21 protein-coding genes are annotated in these 18,869 nt (G+C 43.3%); 4 read left to right on the top strand and 17 right to left on the bottom strand.

The features are described 5' to 3' along the window. From U2P89_RS11560 to U2P89_RS11515, 10 genes are all read right to left on the bottom strand, one after another. Positions 1-630, bottom strand: a 630-nt coding sequence (locus tag U2P89_RS11560; RefSeq protein WP_322191466.1) for a transposase, incomplete at its 3' end; no start/stop codon positions are given. 388 nt (positions 631-1,018) lie between these two features. Continuing rightward, entirely contained in the window at positions 1,019-1,792 is a 774-nt protein-coding gene (locus tag U2P89_RS11555; RefSeq protein ID WP_092025178.1) for a sulfite exporter TauE/SafE family protein, read from the bottom strand. A 4-nt stretch (positions 1,793-1,796) separates the two neighbouring features. Beyond that, positions 1,797-2,846 (bottom strand): methylated-DNA--[protein]-cysteine S-methyltransferase, encoded by a 1,050-nt coding sequence (locus tag U2P89_RS11550; RefSeq protein WP_322191465.1) that lies wholly within the window; start codon positions 2,844-2,846, stop codon positions 1,797-1,799. 380 nt (positions 2,847-3,226) lie between these two features. Further along, a complete protein-coding gene (locus U2P89_RS11545; protein ID WP_076931466.1) occupies positions 3,227-3,400 on the bottom strand; it encodes a histone H1 in 174 nt (57 codons plus the stop codon). A gap of 157 nt (positions 3,401-3,557) precedes the next feature. Then, a complete protein-coding gene (locus U2P89_RS11540) occupies positions 3,558-3,779 on the bottom strand; it encodes a sigma factor (RefSeq protein WP_313382035.1) in 222 nt (73 codons plus the stop codon). A gap of 287 nt (positions 3,780-4,066) precedes the next feature. Further along, complete coding sequence (eno, locus tag U2P89_RS11535) at positions 4,067-5,350, bottom strand: phosphopyruvate hydratase (protein ID WP_091907224.1); 1,284 nt, start codon at positions 5,348-5,350, stop codon at positions 4,067-4,069. Between the two features lie 166 nt (positions 5,351-5,516). Further along, positions 5,517-6,125, bottom strand: coding sequence for a MarC family protein (locus tag U2P89_RS11530; protein WP_091907222.1), 609 nt, complete (start codon positions 6,123-6,125; stop codon positions 5,517-5,519). A gap of 84 nt (positions 6,126-6,209) precedes the next feature. Further along, positions 6,210-7,385: a hypothetical protein gene (locus tag U2P89_RS11525; protein WP_322191464.1), complete on the bottom strand. Its 1,176-nt coding sequence runs from the start codon at positions 7,383-7,385 to the stop codon at positions 6,210-6,212. Positions 7,386-7,476: 91 nt separating this feature from the next. After that, a complete protein-coding gene (locus U2P89_RS11520) occupies positions 7,477-8,112 on the bottom strand; it encodes an OmpH family outer membrane protein (RefSeq protein ID WP_322191463.1) in 636 nt (211 codons plus the stop codon). A gap of 11 nt (positions 8,113-8,123) precedes the next feature. Further along, positions 8,124-8,345: a hypothetical protein gene (locus U2P89_RS11515; RefSeq protein WP_076931483.1), complete on the bottom strand. Its 222-nt coding sequence runs from the start codon at positions 8,343-8,345 to the stop codon at positions 8,124-8,126. Between the two features lie 142 nt (positions 8,346-8,487). On the opposite strand from U2P89_RS11515, the gene U2P89_RS11510 reads away from it, so the two are divergent. From U2P89_RS11510 to tatC, 4 genes are all read left to right on the top strand, one after another. Continuing rightward, on the top strand, positions 8,488-9,951 hold the full coding sequence (locus U2P89_RS11510; protein ID WP_076931485.1) for an aminoacyl-histidine dipeptidase: 1,464 nt from the start codon (positions 8,488-8,490) through the stop codon (positions 9,949-9,951). An 11-nt stretch (positions 9,952-9,962) separates the two neighbouring features. Continuing rightward, on the top strand, positions 9,963-10,997 hold the full coding sequence (locus U2P89_RS11505; RefSeq protein WP_322191462.1) for an endonuclease/exonuclease/phosphatase family protein: 1,035 nt from the start codon (positions 9,963-9,965) through the stop codon (positions 10,995-10,997). Positions 10,998-11,117: 120 nt separating this feature from the next. Then, complete coding sequence (locus tag U2P89_RS11500) at positions 11,118-11,321, top strand: Sec-independent protein translocase subunit TatA/TatB (protein WP_026327189.1); 204 nt, start codon at positions 11,118-11,120, stop codon at positions 11,319-11,321. A gap of 152 nt (positions 11,322-11,473) precedes the next feature. Beyond that, positions 11,474-12,298, top strand: coding sequence for a twin-arginine translocase subunit TatC (tatC, locus tag U2P89_RS11495; protein WP_092025169.1), 825 nt, complete (start codon positions 11,474-11,476; stop codon positions 12,296-12,298). A gap of 67 nt (positions 12,299-12,365) precedes the next feature. On the opposite strand, the gene U2P89_RS11490 is transcribed toward tatC, so the two are convergent. From U2P89_RS11490 to U2P89_RS11460, 7 genes are all read right to left on the bottom strand, one after another. Further along, positions 12,366-12,740 (bottom strand): YccF domain-containing protein, encoded by a 375-nt coding sequence (locus tag U2P89_RS11490; RefSeq protein WP_092025167.1) that lies wholly within the window; start codon positions 12,738-12,740, stop codon positions 12,366-12,368. Next, a complete protein-coding gene (locus tag U2P89_RS11485) occupies positions 12,737-13,114 on the bottom strand; it encodes a RidA family protein (protein ID WP_076931489.1) in 378 nt (125 codons plus the stop codon). Before U2P89_RS11485 ends, U2P89_RS11490 begins: the two co-directional genes overlap by 4 nt. Positions 13,115-13,194: 80 nt before the next feature. After that, positions 13,195-13,932, bottom strand: a complete 738-nt coding sequence (gene rlmB / locus U2P89_RS11480) for a 23S rRNA (guanosine(2251)-2'-O)-methyltransferase RlmB (protein ID WP_092025164.1) — start codon at positions 13,930-13,932, stop codon at positions 13,195-13,197. 3 nt (positions 13,933-13,935) lie between these two features. Beyond that, positions 13,936-15,597, bottom strand: a complete 1,662-nt coding sequence (gene recN, locus U2P89_RS11475; protein ID WP_076931492.1) for a DNA repair protein RecN — start codon at positions 15,595-15,597, stop codon at positions 13,936-13,938. A gap of 11 nt (positions 15,598-15,608) precedes the next feature. Further along, positions 15,609-16,487, bottom strand: a complete 879-nt coding sequence (locus U2P89_RS11470) for a DUF4835 family protein (protein ID WP_322191461.1) — start codon at positions 16,485-16,487, stop codon at positions 15,609-15,611. A gap of 71 nt (positions 16,488-16,558) precedes the next feature. Continuing rightward, the gene (locus U2P89_RS11465) at positions 16,559-16,732 is read right to left on the bottom strand and encodes a peptide deformylase (RefSeq protein ID WP_139233434.1); all 174 of its coding nucleotides are present in this window, start codon (positions 16,730-16,732) and stop codon (positions 16,559-16,561) included. Between the two features lie 48 nt (positions 16,733-16,780). Continuing rightward, on the bottom strand, positions 16,781-18,796 hold the full coding sequence (locus U2P89_RS11460; protein WP_091907257.1) for an OmpA family protein: 2,016 nt from the start codon (positions 18,794-18,796) through the stop codon (positions 16,781-16,783). Positions 18,797-18,869 lie beyond the last annotated feature (73 nt).

Here is an 18,869-nt window from a genome sequence, read left to right as displayed (position 1 = left end):
GACTCCCAGCTTCAAACACAGTTCATCAATCAGTTCTTCCGCCTTTTGACGGCTCCCGTTCAACAGGTCCAGGTCGGTGGGATACTTGATATCCGCATCACAGACAGTGGCATCCAGTTGGAGCTTACCCTTGTTACCGGGATGTGGATCGGGATCGTCATCATTATCATCTTCTTCATCCTTCGTATCCTTGTCAACCTCTTCTTGATCTGCCCCGGCTTTCAGCTTCAACCCTTTCCTTATCAAGTCGTCCGTCAATGATTCAAAGACATCAAGGTCGATTCGCTTTCTGATGGAGACCAGCAGTGACGGTGTCATCACCTGTTCAGAAGTGAAAGACTCAAGCCCAAGAAAATACTGCACGTAGGGGTTCTCCTGTATCATCTCTATTACTCCACGGTCGTCACTCTTCATGATGTGCTTGATGATAATCACCCCCAGCACAAGTCTGGCATCCTTCGTGGGCGCACCACGATTGCTTTTGAAGTTCTTGTAATAAAGTCGGGCGAACTCTTCCCAGGGTACTATTTTTGAAAGAACAACCCACCGGTTATTCTCATCCAGTTTTGCCTCGAAGGGCATCTTGAACTCTGAAATTGAAAGCTGTCTGGAGCTCTTGTATCGTATCATAAAATGCAAGGATTATGAAGTAAAAATACTCAATTTCTTGCAGTTATACAAATTTTATATCAATTATTTTGCTGATTATCAGCATAAATGTCAATTATTTAGCAGACCCTATTTAACTATAATATACCTCTATACCATATTCCTGCATGTTTAGACTGATGTTTATTTCCGGTATACGCTATTTTGCGTCATTTCTAATTCGTCACCAGTTTGGTGATGAATCATAGAATCCTGATTTCATGATATTTGTGAATTTCTACCAGCTTGATGGAAATTTCGCCAGCCTCACTATAAAACTGATAAATAAAATGTTTGGTATAATACTACAAATAACTTTTAACTATTTGATTATAACTATTTTATTCGCCATAGAAAATAATGTTTTTTATTAAATCAGTCCGACCCCCAAAGCCAATGATACAATGATCAGCATGATCGCAATAGTTACCTGCAAAAACTTCAATGTGACTTTTTTCAAAAGCTTGTTTCCGATATATGCCCCGGCGATTCCCGCAAGTGTGGCGCTAATAACCAAAGGCAGATTATCAACCAATCCCGATTGGGTAAATCGTGTAGCATATACACTCAGGCGGGTAAAATCGACAAAAGTCGACACAACAACAGCAGTCGCAACAAATGCTTCTTTGGAGAGGCCCGCTTTAATAAGGAAAGCGCTGCGCAAAGCTCCTTGATTCCCCGATAGTCCGCCAAAGAATCCGCTCAAAGCCCCGCCGATGGGAAGTTTGTCTTTCCCAAACTGTAATTTTCCGAAATAAGGTATTAAATCAAGACTTGCAAAAATAATAAGCAAAACGGAAATGATGAATTTTACAGGATAGACCTCGATTATCTTTCCAAAAGCCTCGTAAATGAAAAGAGGTTTCAGATCGGAAATATTCAACAGCAGCCAGGCTCCGATAAAAGCACCTATTATGGCGGGAATACCAAAGCGGAGCAATACTTCCTTATTGGCATGCTTGCCGACAAGTAACAACTTAAAGATATTATTGAAGAAATGGACTATTCCTGTAAGGGCTATAGCCAGATCGACAGGGAAAAAAACCATAAAAACGGGTGTAAGGATTGTTCCAAGCCCGAAACCCGAAAAGAAAGTAAGGATGGCGACCAGAAATGCGCACAATGAGATAATAATAATTTCCATGATTTTAATGGGAAGTTGTCATATTCTCTTTTTCAAACTCCAATAACTTCTTTTTTCTCCACATTCCTCCGCCATATCCCGTGAGTGTACCATCCGCACCGATAACCCTATGGCAAGGCAGAATGATAGAGATTTTATTTTTTCCGTTGGCATTGGCAACAGCTCTTACGGCAGAAGGTTTCCCTAAAGCTTCTGCTTGTTTTCCATAGGTGGTCGTACAACCATACGGTATCCGTAACAGGCTAAGCCACACTTTCTTTTGAAATTCCGTACCTGCCAAGTCCAGCGGGATATTGAAATCTTTTCGCTCTCCCCTGAAATACTCATTTAATTGCTCTCGAAGCGTGTCAAAATGAGGATTGTCGCCCTGTATAAGCGGAGCATTGAATTCCTCTCCCAATTGTCTTAATTCCAAATCTATCAATTTATAGTCGGCAAACTCAAACATGCAGATACCTTTCTCAGTCGCGGCGGCAATCATCAGTCCCAAATCGGTTTCAACATATGTTACGTTGATTACACGCTTGTCTTTACTTTTTTGCGGAGAAGTACCGATAATATTTTTGAACATACTGTTGAACCCGCTCAAAGAATCATAACCCGAATCAAAGGCAACGTCCGTTACATTCTGGTCGGATTGGATACGTTGGAAGGCACTGTTCGCCCGATACATTCTTTGGTAAGCATGGAATGTCTGCTTGTAGTTTTTCAAAAACCACCGGCGTACCTGATTTGGCTCTAATCCCATTTCCTGCAAATCGGCATCCTTTATTTTAACCGTAGGATTTTCTTCCATGTATTTCAATAATTGTTTAATGCCGTCAGGCGGATTTCCCAATTTTTCCAACGGTTTACAGACTTTACAAGGTCTGTAACCGTTAAGCATGGTTTCTTTTGCAGAAGGGAAAAACTCTACGTTTTCTATTTTAGGCCTGGCAGGACAAGTGGGTCGGCAGAATATACCTGTTGTTTTTACTCCGACAATGAATACGCCCTCGAAAGAACTATCCCTTTCAAGGAATGCTTTATAGAACACTTCTTTTTCCATTTCCATCTTTTTATGTCAGATTAATTGTTTGAATCGTGGGAAACTCCCTGTCTATTCTTAAATGTATAAGTGCGAAAAAAGGTCGGGATTGACCGTCCTCTCTATCATGCCAACTTGGTCGATAGAATACTGCTAACCGTTTATCAACCTTTCTTAAGTGCTCAATTTCTTTCTTCCCATATTGGAAATGAGTAGCCATATTTTGTTTGATTACAGATTCGAACTGTAAAGTTACGATTCTATTATTCCAAACACAACCGAAAAATTGACAACCTCGTTTATTTAGCCTTTTTTTGGAAGGGGAAGGGGGATAATTGTCCTACAGTAAATAAAAAAGATTGCCCGGTTAGGGACAATCTATATAACTTCATCGAACTTGATCAACCTTACTTGGCAGCTTCGATCGATGCTTTACGGAAAGCTTTCAGTTGTTTTTCCAATTCTAACGAAGCTTTACGTGCACGGGCACCAGCAGCTTTGTTATTGTTCTCCGTTTGAAGTTTTGCATTTTCCTGGAACAACGCAATTTGTTCGTTGATGCTTGTCAATAATGTTTGCATAATTCTTTATTTATTTTTTATAAAATTCCCCGCAAAGGTAATTGATCAAAGCTTTTCTCAAAAATTATCAGGACTTTTATTTGATTTTCTTGTGAAAATTTCCTCCTTTATCTCGTTTCAACGCTTAAAGTTCGGCTGGAAACATGCCATAAGGAGATTATATAGATTTATTCCTGACAGCCATAAATAAATAAGAACGGGAAGGTAACTTTTCATTCATTTCGGAATGATCCCATATATCGAGGAAAATATCCTGTATGATATCTTCAGCCATTTCCACAGAAACAAAACGCCGCGCAAACAATATCAGTGGCGATACGTTTGCCTCGTAATAAATTCTGAAAGATGCGAGACTATTTTCTTTGTTCCTGTCTTTCATCTATGGACTTATTTTCGGTAGTATAAATTAAACTGAACCAGCCCTTTCTTCAATGAATGCAAATTCTTTCTCAGGAAAAATCTCTGTGGCAAGGGATGTGAAATTTGTTCCGACGGACGCAAAGTTATAATATTTTGAACCGCTGTCCAAATTTAATGATTAGTCTCAAAATGTAGTTTTTGGAAAAACCTGTAACTACAACTTTCACAGGATAAAAAACGATAGTACAGATATAAAAAAGCCATCCCGAAGGATGGCTCATATTGTAGTATGTATCAAGAAAATTATTATCTGATCTTCTTGTATCCGTAAACAGCGCGGTCGCCCAGTTCCTCTTCAATACGGAGTAATTGGTTGTACTTGGCCATACGGTCTGAACGGCTCAAAGAACCGGTCTTGATCTGTCCGGCGTTGGTAGCCACAGAGATATCGGCGATGGTAGCATCTTCGGTTTCACCTGAACGGTGTGAAGTTACACTGGTATATCCGTTCCTGTGTGCCATTTCGATAGCATTCAGCGTTTCTGTAAGCGTTCCGATCTGGTTCACCTTGATCAGGATAGAGTTTCCGCAACCCTCTTTGATACCTCTCTCAAGGAACTCAACATTGGTCACGAACAGGTCGTCACCCACCAACTGGCATCTGCTGCCAATCTTATCGGTAAGCAATTTCCATCCTTCCCAGTCGTTTTCACTCATACCATCTTCAATAGAGTCGATAGGATATTTGGTGATCAGTTCTTCCAGGTAAGCAACCTGCTCTTCGCGAGTACGTTTTTTACCGTTCGGGCCTTCAAATTTGGAATAGTCATATACGCCGTCTTTATAGAATTCAGAAGAAGCACAGTCAAGCCCTATCATCACATCTTTACCCGGTTCGTAACCGGCATTCCTGATGGCGGTCAGAATCGATTCGAGGGCTTCTTCGGTTCCTCCGCTCAAATTGGGAGCGAAACCACCCTCATCACCAACAGCAGTGCTGAGACCTCTGTCGTGAAGCACTTTCTTCAATGCGTGGAATACTTCGGCACCCATACGCAATCCTTCTTTGAAAGAGCTGGCACCAACAGGGCGGATCATAAATTCCTGGAATGCGATGGGAGCATCGGAATGAGAACCTCCGTTGATGATATTCATCATGGGAACAGGCAATACATAGGTGTTGGTACCACCAATGTAACGATAAAGCGGCAGACCGAGATAGTTAGCCGCAGCCTTTGCTACTGCGAGAGATACACCCAGAAGAGCGTTTGCACCAAGGTTGGATTTTGTTTTTGTACCGTCCAGTTCGAGTAATCTGGCATCAATCTGGGTCTGTTCCAATACATTCATACCCAACAGTGCCGGAGCAATAGTATCATTGATGTTTGCTACTGCTTTCAACACACCTTTTCCCAGGTAACGGCTTTTGTCTCCGTCACGGAGTTCCAATGCTTCGTTCTCTCCTGTAGAAGCTCCTGATGGAACAGCGGCACGTCCAAACGCACCCGATTCTGTCAACACGTCTACTTCAACGGTTGGATTACCTCTTGAATCCAAAACTTCCCGTCCTAAAACACTTACAATTCTCATGTTGTTGAATTTTATAAATAGATTAATTTGAAAATCCTAATTGATGGAAAATAACCTGATTTCCGTAATGGGGTGTCAGAATTTCTGACCTGCAAATATAGCTATATTTTTGCTACTTTGGGCTGTATCGAAGTAGAAAGTTCAATTAAAATGCTGATAATACCAATTATGCGGCCACACCGTTTACAGTTGAGATAAGTGCAGACAGGTTGGAAGTAAGTAATTTCACTGATATAGCCATGAGGATGACTCCAAAAAATTTGCGGAGGATATAAGCACCACTCTCTCCCAACAGCTTCTTTACCAGATCGAGATATCGCAATACCAAATAGACGATGGCCAGATTCAGTATCACCGCTATAATGATATTCACAATATGGAATTCAGCACGCATGGAAAGTAGGGTGGTAAAGCTTCCCGGTCCGGCAATCAGAGGAAAGACAACCGGGAACAACGTAGAGGAATTATCGGTAGAGGTACTATCATTCTTAAATATCTCTACGCCAAAAATCATCTCTATGGAAAGAATTAATAGCACAACAGCACCGGCAACGGCAAAAGCTGAAATATCAAGTTGGAAAAGTTTTAATATCCATTCTCCGACAAATAAAAAACCTACTAAAATCAGAAGTGAATAGAAAGCTGCTTTTTCGGGATGGATCGTTCTGTCCTGACTCCTTAGATTCAGAAAGATAGGGACTGCTCCTGTTACATCGATAATTGCAAACAGAACCAAAAAAGCACTAATAATTTCAACTCCGTTAAACATTGTCATAAAATCCGATTTAGAATTATGAAAGAGATATCTTACCTTTTGCTCGCAAAAATACAAAATATCAGCCAATCAGCAAAATGATACCTAATATTTGTCAACCAACGTAGCAAAACTTTCATAAGGAAAAGGTTCGGGATGTACCTGATTCAGGTATTTGATAGTCCTGAACGCATTGAAATGATGAAAAAAACGTTTCCGGAATGTAGCAAGGGAAGCACTGTTCTCATTACAATCCCTGACAAGCGTAAGGAAATCGATTTCCCGCAAGAATTGCAGCAATGACGGGTGCAGACCAGCTATCATTATTTCTACCGTTTGCGTATCTTTCCCAAAGAAGCCATCTTTCATATCGAAGAGTCGTTTCAATTCTTCGAACGCCCTCTTCGAATAGGCTCTCACATTACCATCCGGTTCATTTACAATTTTTTGTAATGAGGGTCCTGTTCCAAATGGAACCCGATCGGAAAGTCGTGCCATTGGAAAAACCGTTGTATCTTTCAGTTCGCGAATATTCCCAAGAGCAAATACCTTTTGCAGGAAATAAAAATCTTCCCCTCCCTGTTGTCGCCCCATACCTCCCACACGCACATAGGCGTCTGCCGACACTGCAAATGCGGATCCAATCGTGTGCCAATAATAAGGGAAGCCTGTATATTCCAACATCGACCGAAAATAACGGATATAGGCTTCATACTGCCTTGCTGCGCCTTCCGTCAGAGGGCTACCTGCTTCTACCCGGTGACGAAAATCATGAATGGTGCCATTCAGTGACTTATCACGGGAGAAAGCCTCCCATATAGTTATCAGGAAATTGGACGAGACCGTACAATCAGCATCCAGGGAAACAATTATACCTCGCGGCTTCTCATTACGCAGAAAGTGCTCCACTGCCAGATCCATCCCTATTTTTCGTGCCAGACCCACACCGGCATGTTTTCGCGGTAAATCTTCGAACAGTAACGGCAAAAAGACGAAACTATCTTCATTATAACGCTCTGCAAACAGGTTGGTCTTTTCATAAGAAATCCTATTCTGCGCCACAACCTCCTCACCAGCAAGCACACCCGAATTGAGTATAACCACCGTCAACACGTTTGCATCGGGGCGATCGGCAGCATAGAGATTTTCCAATGTTTCAAACAGGGCGGGTTCGTTGTAGCAGGGAATTACCACGACTATTTCCGCTGCTGTCTCAGGCGGAATGATGGTGTGTAGGTATTCCGTTTTCTGTCTTTCGATATATGTTTTCCAATGCTTCATTTTTTGGAATAAAGACCTCTACCAAGAAAAAAAGGGCAAAATCACACAGTGACATACCCTTTTACCCTGTCCTAAAAACTGTGAAACAGGATTATTTTTCCGAAGTAGCAGCTGCTGTGGCTGGACCGTACTTACTATTCAAAAATTCAACCACTTCGTTGGTAATGTCATATTTGTCTTCGGCAAGCAGGATCGTACTGGTGGTCCTGTTGCTGAATATAATTTCATAATGTTTGTCGCGGTTGAATTCCTTCATTCTTGCCCTGATGGTATCCTCCATCTGGATATTCAGTTTTTCCTGCTCTATCATAAATTCCTGTGTCAACCGTTCGGCCAACTGCTGGTATTCCTGATCCATCTGCATTATCCGGTTTTGTTCCTGCTGTGCCCTTTCCGTGCTTAAGAATGCATTATTGCGTAGTTTGCGATCAAAATCGGCAGCAGCATTACGAATCTGGCCTTCTCTCTGATTCAACGTTGCCCGGGTACTCTCCTGCTTTCTCAACAGCGATTCGTTGAGATCCTTGGCAAAATTATAATTCATCAACAATGAATCCACATTCACATAACCGATTGGCAATGTAATGGAAGAGTCGTTAAGCAAAGTAGTAAGATCTTTTTGTGCGGATCTGCCGGTGGATGGTTTGGATGTAAAATGTAAAACGTAAAGAATAATGATTGCGACCGCCAACACTCCGCTGACGATGTAAGGAGTAGAATTCTTCATTTTTGAGAGATTTAAATATTTTCTGATTTCAACATTTTTTCTATCGGACTTTCTCTTCTGCTTATCTCCGAGTCCTGGGACGTGGCACAATGGATTCCTTTATCCTGTAAAGGCTTGCTATCACCAATATGGAGGCTGGGAAACTCTCCTTTTTTGGTAAAGAAAACACGTATCCCCATCAATAGAATAGCAATAAACAGAATAGCAAAGCCTAAAATGAGTATTTTTATCATAATGATGTTTTTTGATGCCGCAAAGATACTCTAATTAGCCAATTAAACCATATTTTTTGGAATTAAAGATATTAAATTTTTGTCTATCCACCATTTTTCTTGTACTTTTACCCACTCTATAAGCCATCTAAAATAAAATAATATGACGATAACAGATTTACAACCTTCCGCCATCTGGAATTATTTTTACCAGATCACACAAATTCCAAGGCCATCTAAAAAAGAGGAGAAAATCCTCGCCTATCTGCTCGATTTTGCCCGTGAACATGGTTTAGAAGCAAAGCAGGACAAAGTCGGCAATATAGTAATAACCAAGCCCGCCACTCCGGGTAAAGAGAATATTCCTACGGTGATCCTGCAATCGCATGTGGATATGGTTTGCGAGAAAAATTCAGATGTGACGCATGATTTCGATAATAATCCCATAGAGACAATTATCGACGGTGATTGGATAAAAGCAAACGGCACTACGCTAGGGGCTGACAATGGTATAGGCGTGGCTGCCCAGTTAGCTGTGTTGGCTGCCGATGATATTAGTCACGGTAAAATCGAAGCGCTCTTCACTGTGGATGAAGAGACAGGACTGACAGGCGCTAATTCGCTCGACAAAGATCTTCTCACAGGTAGTATTCTGCTCAATCTCGATACGGAAGAGGAAGGTGAAATATATATAGGATGTGCGGGGGGAAAAGGCACGAAAGCCTATTTCAAATACAAGGAAAAAGATGTACCAAAGAAATATTTCTGGTTCAAGGTGCAAGTAAAAGGGCTGCGTGGTGGTCACTCGGGTAGTGATATCGACAAAAAACTGGGCAATGCCAATAAAATACTCACCCGCTTTCTGCACTCCATTACAAGAAAAAAATATGGCATGGCCCTCTCCGAAATTGGTGGGGGAAATCTACATAACGCCATTCCCCGGGAAGCATACGCACTCCTGGGAGTAAAAGAGAAATACAAAGAAGACATAAGGGTAAAACTAAATACTTTTCTGGCTCAGGTACAAGAAGAATACAAACATACCGATCCCGGTCTCGACATTCAACTTGAGTCTGTGCAGATCCCTTCAAAAGTGATCAACAAGAAGACTACCGAGAAACTGATTAGCGCGTTGTATGCCTGTCCCCATGGTGTTATCGGCATGAGTTACGATATCCCCGGACTGGTAGAGACATCGACCAACCTGGCATCTGTAAAGATGATTGACAATCACCTGGTTGAAGTCGGCTCCAGCCAGCGTAGTTCCGTCGAATCCCAGAAAGAGTATGTGGTGAATATGGTATCCTCTGTATTTGAACTGGCCGGTGCAAAAATAACCCATAATGACGGATATCCGGGATGGCAACCCAATCCCGATTCCAATATTCTGAAACATGCGCAAAAAGAGTATGAAGCACTGTTCGGGAAAAGCCCTAAAGTAAAGGCTATCCATGCAGGCCTTGAATGCGGGTTATTCCTCGAAAAATATCCTCATCTCGACATGATCTCCATAGGGCCGGATATGACCGATGTACATTCACCCGACGAAAAAATGAAGATATCTTCCGTGGGTAAATTCTGGGATTTCCTGGTAAAGATCCTGGAAAATATGCCGGCGGAGAAATAAACCCTAAAACAATGCGCCATTTCTTCATTCTCAGTCTTCTACTGATTATCCATACTACGGGGGTCGTTGCACAAAACGACTTCCGTATTATGTTTTACAACGTAGAAAACCTGTTCGACACACATGATGACCCGTTGAAGGAGGACGACGATTTCTTACCGGATGGTTTTATGCGGTGGACACCATGGAAGTATTGGGAGAAACTGCGGAATATTACCCGTGTGATTACAGCTGTCGGCGGTATGCAATCTCCTGCATTAATCGGGCTGTGCGAGATAGAAAACGACTCAGTGCTTTTCGACCTCACAAAACGATCACCCTTGCGGGCACAGGAATATGATTATATTATTACCGATTCGCCTGATGATCGGGGGATCGATGTGGCACTGCTCTATCAGCGTGATCAATTCAAACCTTTACAGACCAGCGAATACGAAATAAAGTTCAGAAGCAAAAAAATCAGGCCGACACGCAATATTCTTCACGTCACCGGAGAGGTACTCAATGGAAACCTCCTTGACATTTTCGTCTGCCATTTCCCCTCACGCAGCGGTGGACAGCGGGAAAGCGAGCCCGCACGCATAGAGGCGGCGGCTCTTCTGAAAGACAAGGCAGACAGCCTGTTTACTCTCCGGGAAAATCCCCATATCATTATTATGGGTGACTTCAATGACCATCCCGAAGACAAAAGTCTTTCTCAAATATTGAAAGCTAAAAGCATAATGCCACCACTCCAGAAGAATCAGTTGTATAACCTTTTCTATCACCGCTCAAAAGAACCCGAATTCGGCTCTTATAAATATCAGGGAAAATGGGAGATCCTCGATCAATTTATCGTCAGCGGAAATCTTTTAATGGAAGAGAACCATATTTACGTAAAGAACAATGAAGCGCATCTCTTCAAAGCCGATTTCCTGTTGGAAGATGACGAAAGGTATTACGGTAAAAAACCTTACAGGACAAGTGCAGGGCCACGCTATATAGGTGGATTCAGTGATCACCTGCCCATTTATATGGATCTGATTCTTATTTTAGAAGATCATTAAACAGGCCTTGCATATTTTTTCAAACTTTATCATAATATTTTTCTTTATATCCATAAATAAGTTCTATATTTGTATTTCGTAGCAATTTGAACGTATAAACAAATTAAACATAACGCACTTATGAATCCATTACTTATCAACTTAAACGGATGGGAAATACCTATTATAGTTTTGGTTATTCTGATTCTTTTCGGAGGAAAAAAAATACCTGAATTCATGAAAGGTCTTGGAAAAGGCATCAATAGCTTTAAAAAAGGACTAAAGGATATTGAAGAAGATATTAAGGCCGAACCGACAGAAAATAATTCATCATCTAATAATTAAATAGCACCCGAAAGAAACCTGCCAAATTATCACATCAGGGGAGGTCTTTCATGCTATTATCAGTACCATAAGAGTTATAATTTCGGAGGCAAAACCGGTTAAACCCGTTTGTCTCCGGCTGTTTATATATTTATTATATAGCGCAGATAGAAATGTCAGAGAAGGAAATGTCTTTTTGGGATCATCTGGAAGAGTTCCGATGGACCATTATTCGTGTTATTATTGCCGTGATCGCTTTCTCTGTTGTCGGATTCATCGTTATACCCCATATTTTCGACTCAGTTATACTTGCTGCCCGTTCGTCCGATTTTGTCACCTATCGTTTTTTTGAGAAAGTAAGTGAATATATTCCTTTTTTGCCTGATTTCTCAGCCGACTCCTTCTCCGTAGAGATGCTAAATATAAACATGACTACTCAGTTTATGACTTATATCTCTACGTCGTTGATGTTTGGCGTACTCTGCACCATCCCCTATATACTATATGAGTTATGGAAATTTATCAGCCCTGCACTTTATGAGAATGAAGCGAAAGGAGTAAAAACTGTCTTTGGATTTGGGGGATTCATGTTTATAATAGGCTGCTTAGTGGGTTATTTCGTGGTATTTCCTTTAATATTCCGCTTCCTTATCACATTTGAATTAAGCGAATCCATAGAGAATATGATCTCGCTCGACTCTTATATGAACAATTTCTATACCCTTATCCTGATTATGGGGTTGGTATTCGAAATGCCATTGGTATTCTGGCTGTTATCCAAACTTGGACTGATTTACCGTTCTTTTTTCCGGAAATTCCGTCGCCATGCCGTGGTCGGCTCACTCTTGGCTGCTGCGTTGATCACTCCTTCAGGTGATCCTTTTTCCCTTTTCGTGGTGACCGTACCTATTTATATGCTTTGGGAGATCAGTGCCTTTATGGTAAAGAAAGATCCACCTGAAGAAGAAGAAGAAAATCTCCCGGCTGTATTCGAGTAGAAGTCTCTGATGTTGGCCCTATAGAAACCTTAGCACACTTGTTCAGGTAAAACAAGAACTGTCCGATCTACTTGTTTACGATCGTTCTTCCGAAAGGAGTGAGTGCCAGGCTCATCAGTTTGAAATGCTGATTGCCAAAAGGAATACCGATAATGGTAATATAAAACAGCAGACCGAACAGCAGGTGAGTGAGTACGATAGGGACTCCGCCTACAAAAAACCAGATTACATTCATCAGAAAAGAGAGGCATCCTGAAGATGGTTCTTTTTGCACCACCTTCTTACCGAAAGGCCATAGTGCCACCTCGGCAAGTTTCAACGATTGGAGTCCAAAAGGGATGCCGATAATAGTGACCATCAGCGCCACACTGCCCAACAGGTATTCAATGGCGATAAAAACGCCACCGAATACTACCCAGATAATATTTCCCAAAGTCTTCATTTTACGGCAATCACTTCTATTTCTACCAGTGCATTTTTCGGGAGAGCTTTTACTGCAAAGGCCGAACGAGCCGGAAAAGTACCGGTGAAACGGGTAGCATACACTTCGTTCATCTCCGCGAACAGCGACATATCATCCAGAAATACCGTCGTTTTCACAATATTATCCATCGTAACGCCGGCTGCTGTCAGCACTGCTTCTATATTCCTGAATATTTGAGTGGTCTGCTCTTTCACACCACCAGGAACAATATTTCCGTTCGATGGATCAATAGGTAACATACCCGACAGGAACAGCATCCCGTTGGCTTCAATAGCCTGGCTGTAGGGGCCTATAGCCGCAGGCGCATTGTCAGTTGAAATTATTTTTTTCATCTTTTTATTATTCAAGTTAGTCCCATTATTCACGACTTGTCCCGATTCATCGGGATTGGCATATTAGTAACATTGCCACACTAGATATTCCTCTGCCTTACCACCTCATAGATCAACACTCCAGCCGCAACGGATACGTTGAGTGACTGGATTGTCCCGGATTGAGGGATCCTCACCAGTTCGTCACAAATACGGAGGTGCTCGGGAGCCACGCCGGCATCTTCCGACCCCATTACAATAGCAGCCGGCACAGAAAAATCTGTCTCAGTGTAGAAGGAGGCAGCCTTTTCAGTGGCAGCCACCACTTTTATTCCACTGTTTTTAAGAAAGACAATGGCTTCTTTCAGGCTTTTTTCACGGCAGACCGGAATAGAATGCAATGCACCGGCCGAGGTCTTTATCGCATCGGCATTCACCGACACGCTTCCTCTCTCGGGTATTACGATAGCATCCACGCCCGCCACCTCGCAGGTACGTGCGATAGCACCGAAATTACGCACGTCGGTCACTCCGTCCAATACCAATATAAGCGGTGTTTTTCCCTCTTCATAGAGCAACGGCACTACATTTTCCAGTTTCTGGTAGGTAACAGCCGAAGTGAATGCAATCACCCCCTGATGGTTCTTCCGGGTGATACGGTCTATCCGCTCCACCGGCACCTTCTGCATCGGTATCTCATAACGGCGGAGCAGTTCCTGCAATTCCAAGAACAACTCACCCGACAATTCCCGCTTTACCAGCACCTTGTCCATATCTTTTCCGGCTTCCACCGCCTCAATAACGGCACGAATGCCGAAGATCATCTCTTTTTCCTTCATACTTTAGTTTCTATTCAGCATCACTTTGGCATTTTCGATCGCCTGTTCTGTAATTTCTGCACCGCTCAGCATGCGTGCAATTTCCTGTATCCGCTCTTCGGGTGTCAGTTCTTTTATTTTTGTCGTTACGATATTGCCCAAATCCTCCTTATACACCAGGAAATGGGCTGTTCCTTTGGATGCGATCTGCGGAAGATGTGTGATACCGATTACCTGCATCCGTGTGCCCATCTCTTCCATGATAGCTCCTACCCTGTCAGCCACTTCGCCCGAGGTTCCGGTGTCGATCTCATCGAAAATGATGGTCGGCAATGACGTGGCTCCCGCAATCATCGATTTGATACACAGCATCAAACGAGACATTTCACCACCTGAAGCAATTTGAGAAACAGGTTGGGGAGCCACATTCTTATTGGCAGAGAAAAGAAACTGCACCGTATCAGCTCCTGTCGCGTCAGGCATCTCTTTGGTTTTGAACTCACATTGAAACTTCACATTGGGCATCCTCAGGTAGGCAAGTCGTTCTACCAACTCTTTCTCAATACGGGGTATCGCTTTCTTCCTTTTTACACTTAACATTTCAGCTCTCGCCATCATGGTCTCCCGTTTCTCTCCGGTCTCCTTCTCCAACGCTTGCAGCCGCTCGTCAAGCGAATCAATATTCTCCAATTTCCGCCCCATCTCGTCACGCAAAGTAATCAGCTCTTCCACTGTAGTGGCAGAATGTTTCTTTTGCAGGTCATAGATCGCACTTAGGCGTTCTTCCAACAACTCTCTTCGACCGGGGTCAAATTCCACCTCTTCGAAATAACCGGCGATTTCCTCACGCACATCTTTCAATTCTATAAAAGCAGAATCTACCCTTGAAACCAATTCGGATAATTTCGGATAAAACCGTTGCACATTGTGCAATGTATCTGCCACTGTGCGCAGCATCGACTCCACGCTCCGCTCTTCTTCCGACAGGAGTGCAGTAGCTGCGTAAAGCCCTGTCTTTATCTCTTCAGCATGAGAAACTGCCTCCAGTTCTTCTTCGAGTTGTGCCTGTTCACCGGGTTGAAGATTCATCTCCTCAAGTGCACTATATTGAAACCTGAGATAGTCTTCCTCTTCCCGGTTTTTACGGGATTGCTCCCGGAGATCACCCAATGCCCTTTCAGAAGCACGATAAACAGCATAAGCCTCTCCATAATCCGCACGCTCTTTCCTTGTATCGGCCAGCAGATCCACCACATTCAACTGGAAAAAGTTATCGTTCAGCGACAGGTTCTGGTGTTGGGAATGGATGTCGATCAACCTGTCTCCCAACCCTTTCAGATCATTCAGGTAGACAGGGGAGTCATTCACAAAAGCACGCGATTTCCCATTACTCCATATTTCCCGGCGAAGAATACACTCTTCACCATCATATACCCAATCCATCTCTTCGAAAAAAGAGGCAAGATGATATGCCGAAACATCGAAAACACCTTCTATGACACACCTTTCAGCATCCTGTTTGATCTGCTTCACATCGGCACGCTGCCCGAGGATCAGCGAAAGGGCTCCAAGAATAATCGATTTACCGGCTCCCGTCTCACCTGAGATTACCGAGAAGCCGGGATCAAACCCGATCCTGAGAGAATCGATCAATGCAAAATTCTGTATGTATAGCGACTTTAACATATACTTTTATCTTATCTCAACCGTCCCAATTCAGTATTGCGGGCGGGATATAATTTCATAAGAGCCTCATAGGCCTGTTTCTTTTCCGGGGCATCTGCTTTGAAAAGAAGGTTTACCATCTCTTCGAGTTTGGTATCGCCAAATAGTTTTATCAATACGCTGGTCGGGCGTTCCGCCTGCAAAGCCGACAAAGTCAATATAGAAGGAACTACTTCTTTTGATCCCGGCCCGCCATGTCCGGCCGGCACATCCAACCCTTTCCGGTGATAATCAAACCACATCTGCCGATACTCTTCCAAAGCTCCATCATTAAAAGCGGCAGCGATAGCCGAGCGATTGCGATTGTTGCGGCGATCCCACCCTTTCCATCCGTAAGATTGTACATTGGTTGCAACCAATTCCATATTACGGAAACAAGAGGTACCCTCCAGTAAAGACCGGGAGTCAAGGTCGAGCCCCAAAATCAGATAGGCATAATAGGCAATGGTAGCCGTCAGGTTCTCCCGGATAAAACTGAGATCAAACTGCAGGGATTGGTGTTCGGTATAATCGAACTCCATCTCGGTATCACGTATATTCAACAAGGGAGTGATATAAGTACTGTTCTCTACCGGCCGGTACGACTGCACATACAACTCGCTTTTAAAAGAACCGGAAGAGAGCGTCTCGGTAATAACCAATGTAAAAGAACAATTTATCCGTTCATCCGTCCGAAGATGGCTATCCGTCCACTTACGCCCGTTGATAAAATTCCGCAACGACTCTTCAAGGGTACTAAACACCTGCCTGTTTGCACCCTGAACCCTGGAACTGTTCACCTTTACAATAGCATTCAATTCCTGTCCGGAAAGAGGAAATATTCCTGCAACCACAAGAAACAGAAGTATCAAACAGCTATATCTTTCTCGTCGACTCATCTTCACTAATACTCAGGCATCTTACTCGTAACCACCTTCCCGGGCTATTGCAACTCCGGTTCTATCCCCGGACAAAACTTATCCGTGAACAATATATCCCGAAGATGGCCATATTCATGCTGGAAGATCACGTCCGAAAAAGTCTCACTCCCGCTATATCCTTCCAGATATTCACGATGAAAATTCCCCTTTTCATCCCAATATTCCACAAAAATCATGCTCCAAAGGTAGCAAATCCTTTCGAACAAATTAAGTTCTTCAAGCTATTAATGAAATCCAAATTCAAGATCAATCACCTCGAATGATGTTCTCCGGTTGATCTGATCGGCAATTTCCTGCTGATCAAGCGTAAGAGTCTCAATAAATTCTTCGGTCAACAAATCACCCTCTTTCAAGAAATCAAACTGTTCTGCCATTTTTTTCGACACTTTCACCGGCCGGGTTTTACCAAAACCTTGGGCAGACAAACGTTGGGGATTGATGCCATGAGCGGAGAGATAGTTCACTACCGATTGTGCACGACGCAGGGAGAGATCGGAATTGTATTCGTCTGAACCTTTCCGGTCAGTATGGGCAGCGAGTTCAATGGCAACCGAAGGATGTTCGTTTAGCAGGTCTATCAGTAGACCCAGTTCGTCTTTTGATTCCGGTCGCAATGTAGCACTGTCGAAATCATAGAATATATTATCCAGTATTACCGGCTTATTATAAGGTATCATCTCAAAATCCACATAGTATAGAGTATCCTTTTCCTCAGAAGAGGGGGATAATCTCTGCTTTTGATTGAGGAAGCCATCGGCTGAAGCCATCAGCAGGTAATCCGTATCCCTATTGGCCTTAAAGCGATACTCACCCTCTTTCCCAGTCACAAAACGGAGTTGTGATCCCTCACTTCCCACCACAGACACAACGGCACCCGGAATAAATTCATCGTCAGGATCCACCACAAAACCTTCTATCCAGACGGTTACTTCGGGATAAACAAAAGAGTAGATATGATCATACCCCCGCACATCATTCCGGTTAGAACTAAAAAATCCCATCTCTCCTTTCGGTTCGAATGTGATTCCAAAATCATCAGCCGGCGAGTTAAGGGGAGATTGCAGGTTACGCACACGCCACCGCCCGCTCTCCCTCTCTCCCAGTCTCCCTCTCTCCCAGTCTCCCAATCTCCCCTGTCTCCACGTCTCCCCTCCAGACGCGACAGCCATAAACATATCCAATCCTCCCATTCCGGGATGCCCGTCGGAAGAAAAATAGAGTGTGGTATCATTTCGCAGATAGGGAAAAAGCTCGTCGCCTGGCGTATTGATATCCGGTCCCAGATTCTCTACTAAGAGGATTTCGTGATTATTCATGACCGATGCCCGCCAGATATCTTTACCACCATAGCCTCCCGGCATATCAGAGACAAAGTAGAGCCAACGCCCCGACGGGGAGATCGCCGGATGGGCAAAAACGGATAATGAATCGTCTTTCACAATTTCAAGAGGCCGGCCTTCACTCCACCGACCGTTAACCCACCGTGAAAGATAGATTTTTGCTGTAGTCCCCCTATTGGGATTAATATCACTAAAAGTATAATACATCCACTCCCCATCCGGTGAGAAAGAAGGAGTTCCCTCGTCATATCCGGTATTGACACCCGAACTTATTCGTTCAGGCCTTTGCCACTCTCCATGTACATTTTTAACTGAACGAAAAAGGTCGTTGTATTTCATACCGGTAATAGCACTCTTCTCCTCACCAAGCACCTCTTCTCTCGACGAGGTAAAATAGAGCCGGTCCCCATCTGCAGAAAGCATCGGGCTAAACTCTCCACGGTTAGAATTGAACAATTCCATCCGCTCTACGACATAGCGAGTAGGATTTTTACTCCACTCTACAGCCAATTCCACTCCTTGTAATCCGGCAAGAGCCAACCGATCTTCCGGTCTGAATGTCAGAAATCGGCGATATGCTTCTGCCGCACCCTCATAGTTCCCTTCCCTATGCAACATCCGGGCATAGTGAAAGTACATGATGGTGTCGGGATAGCCGTAGCGGATAGCATTGTTGTATGCAGCTACTGCACGGGAGGACTGATTGAGTTTGCGATAGTTCTCCGCCATCTCAAAAGCAATGATTCCCCGTTGTGCACGTTCCTCACGGGATACATTACGGTACAGCTTCCTGTAGGTTTCACTGGCGGCATAGTATTCTCCACGCAGATACTGCTCCCGTGCGACACTCAGTTTCGCCTGATCACACGAAAGCAGCAGCCATATTACAGCCAATAGCATATATAAGATACGAAGTTTCAAGCCTGTCGTTTTGGCTGTAAAACGTTTTTTTGAGAAAAATATTGTATAAAAT

This window comes from Proteiniphilum sp., from assembly GCF_034331125.1.
GTDB classification, from domain to species: domain Bacteria; phylum Bacteroidota; class Bacteroidia; order Bacteroidales; family Dysgonomonadaceae; genus Proteiniphilum; species Proteiniphilum saccharofermentans.
The sequence above is the reverse complement of the archived record's forward strand: the minus strand, read 5'-3'. Positions and strand labels throughout refer to the sequence as shown.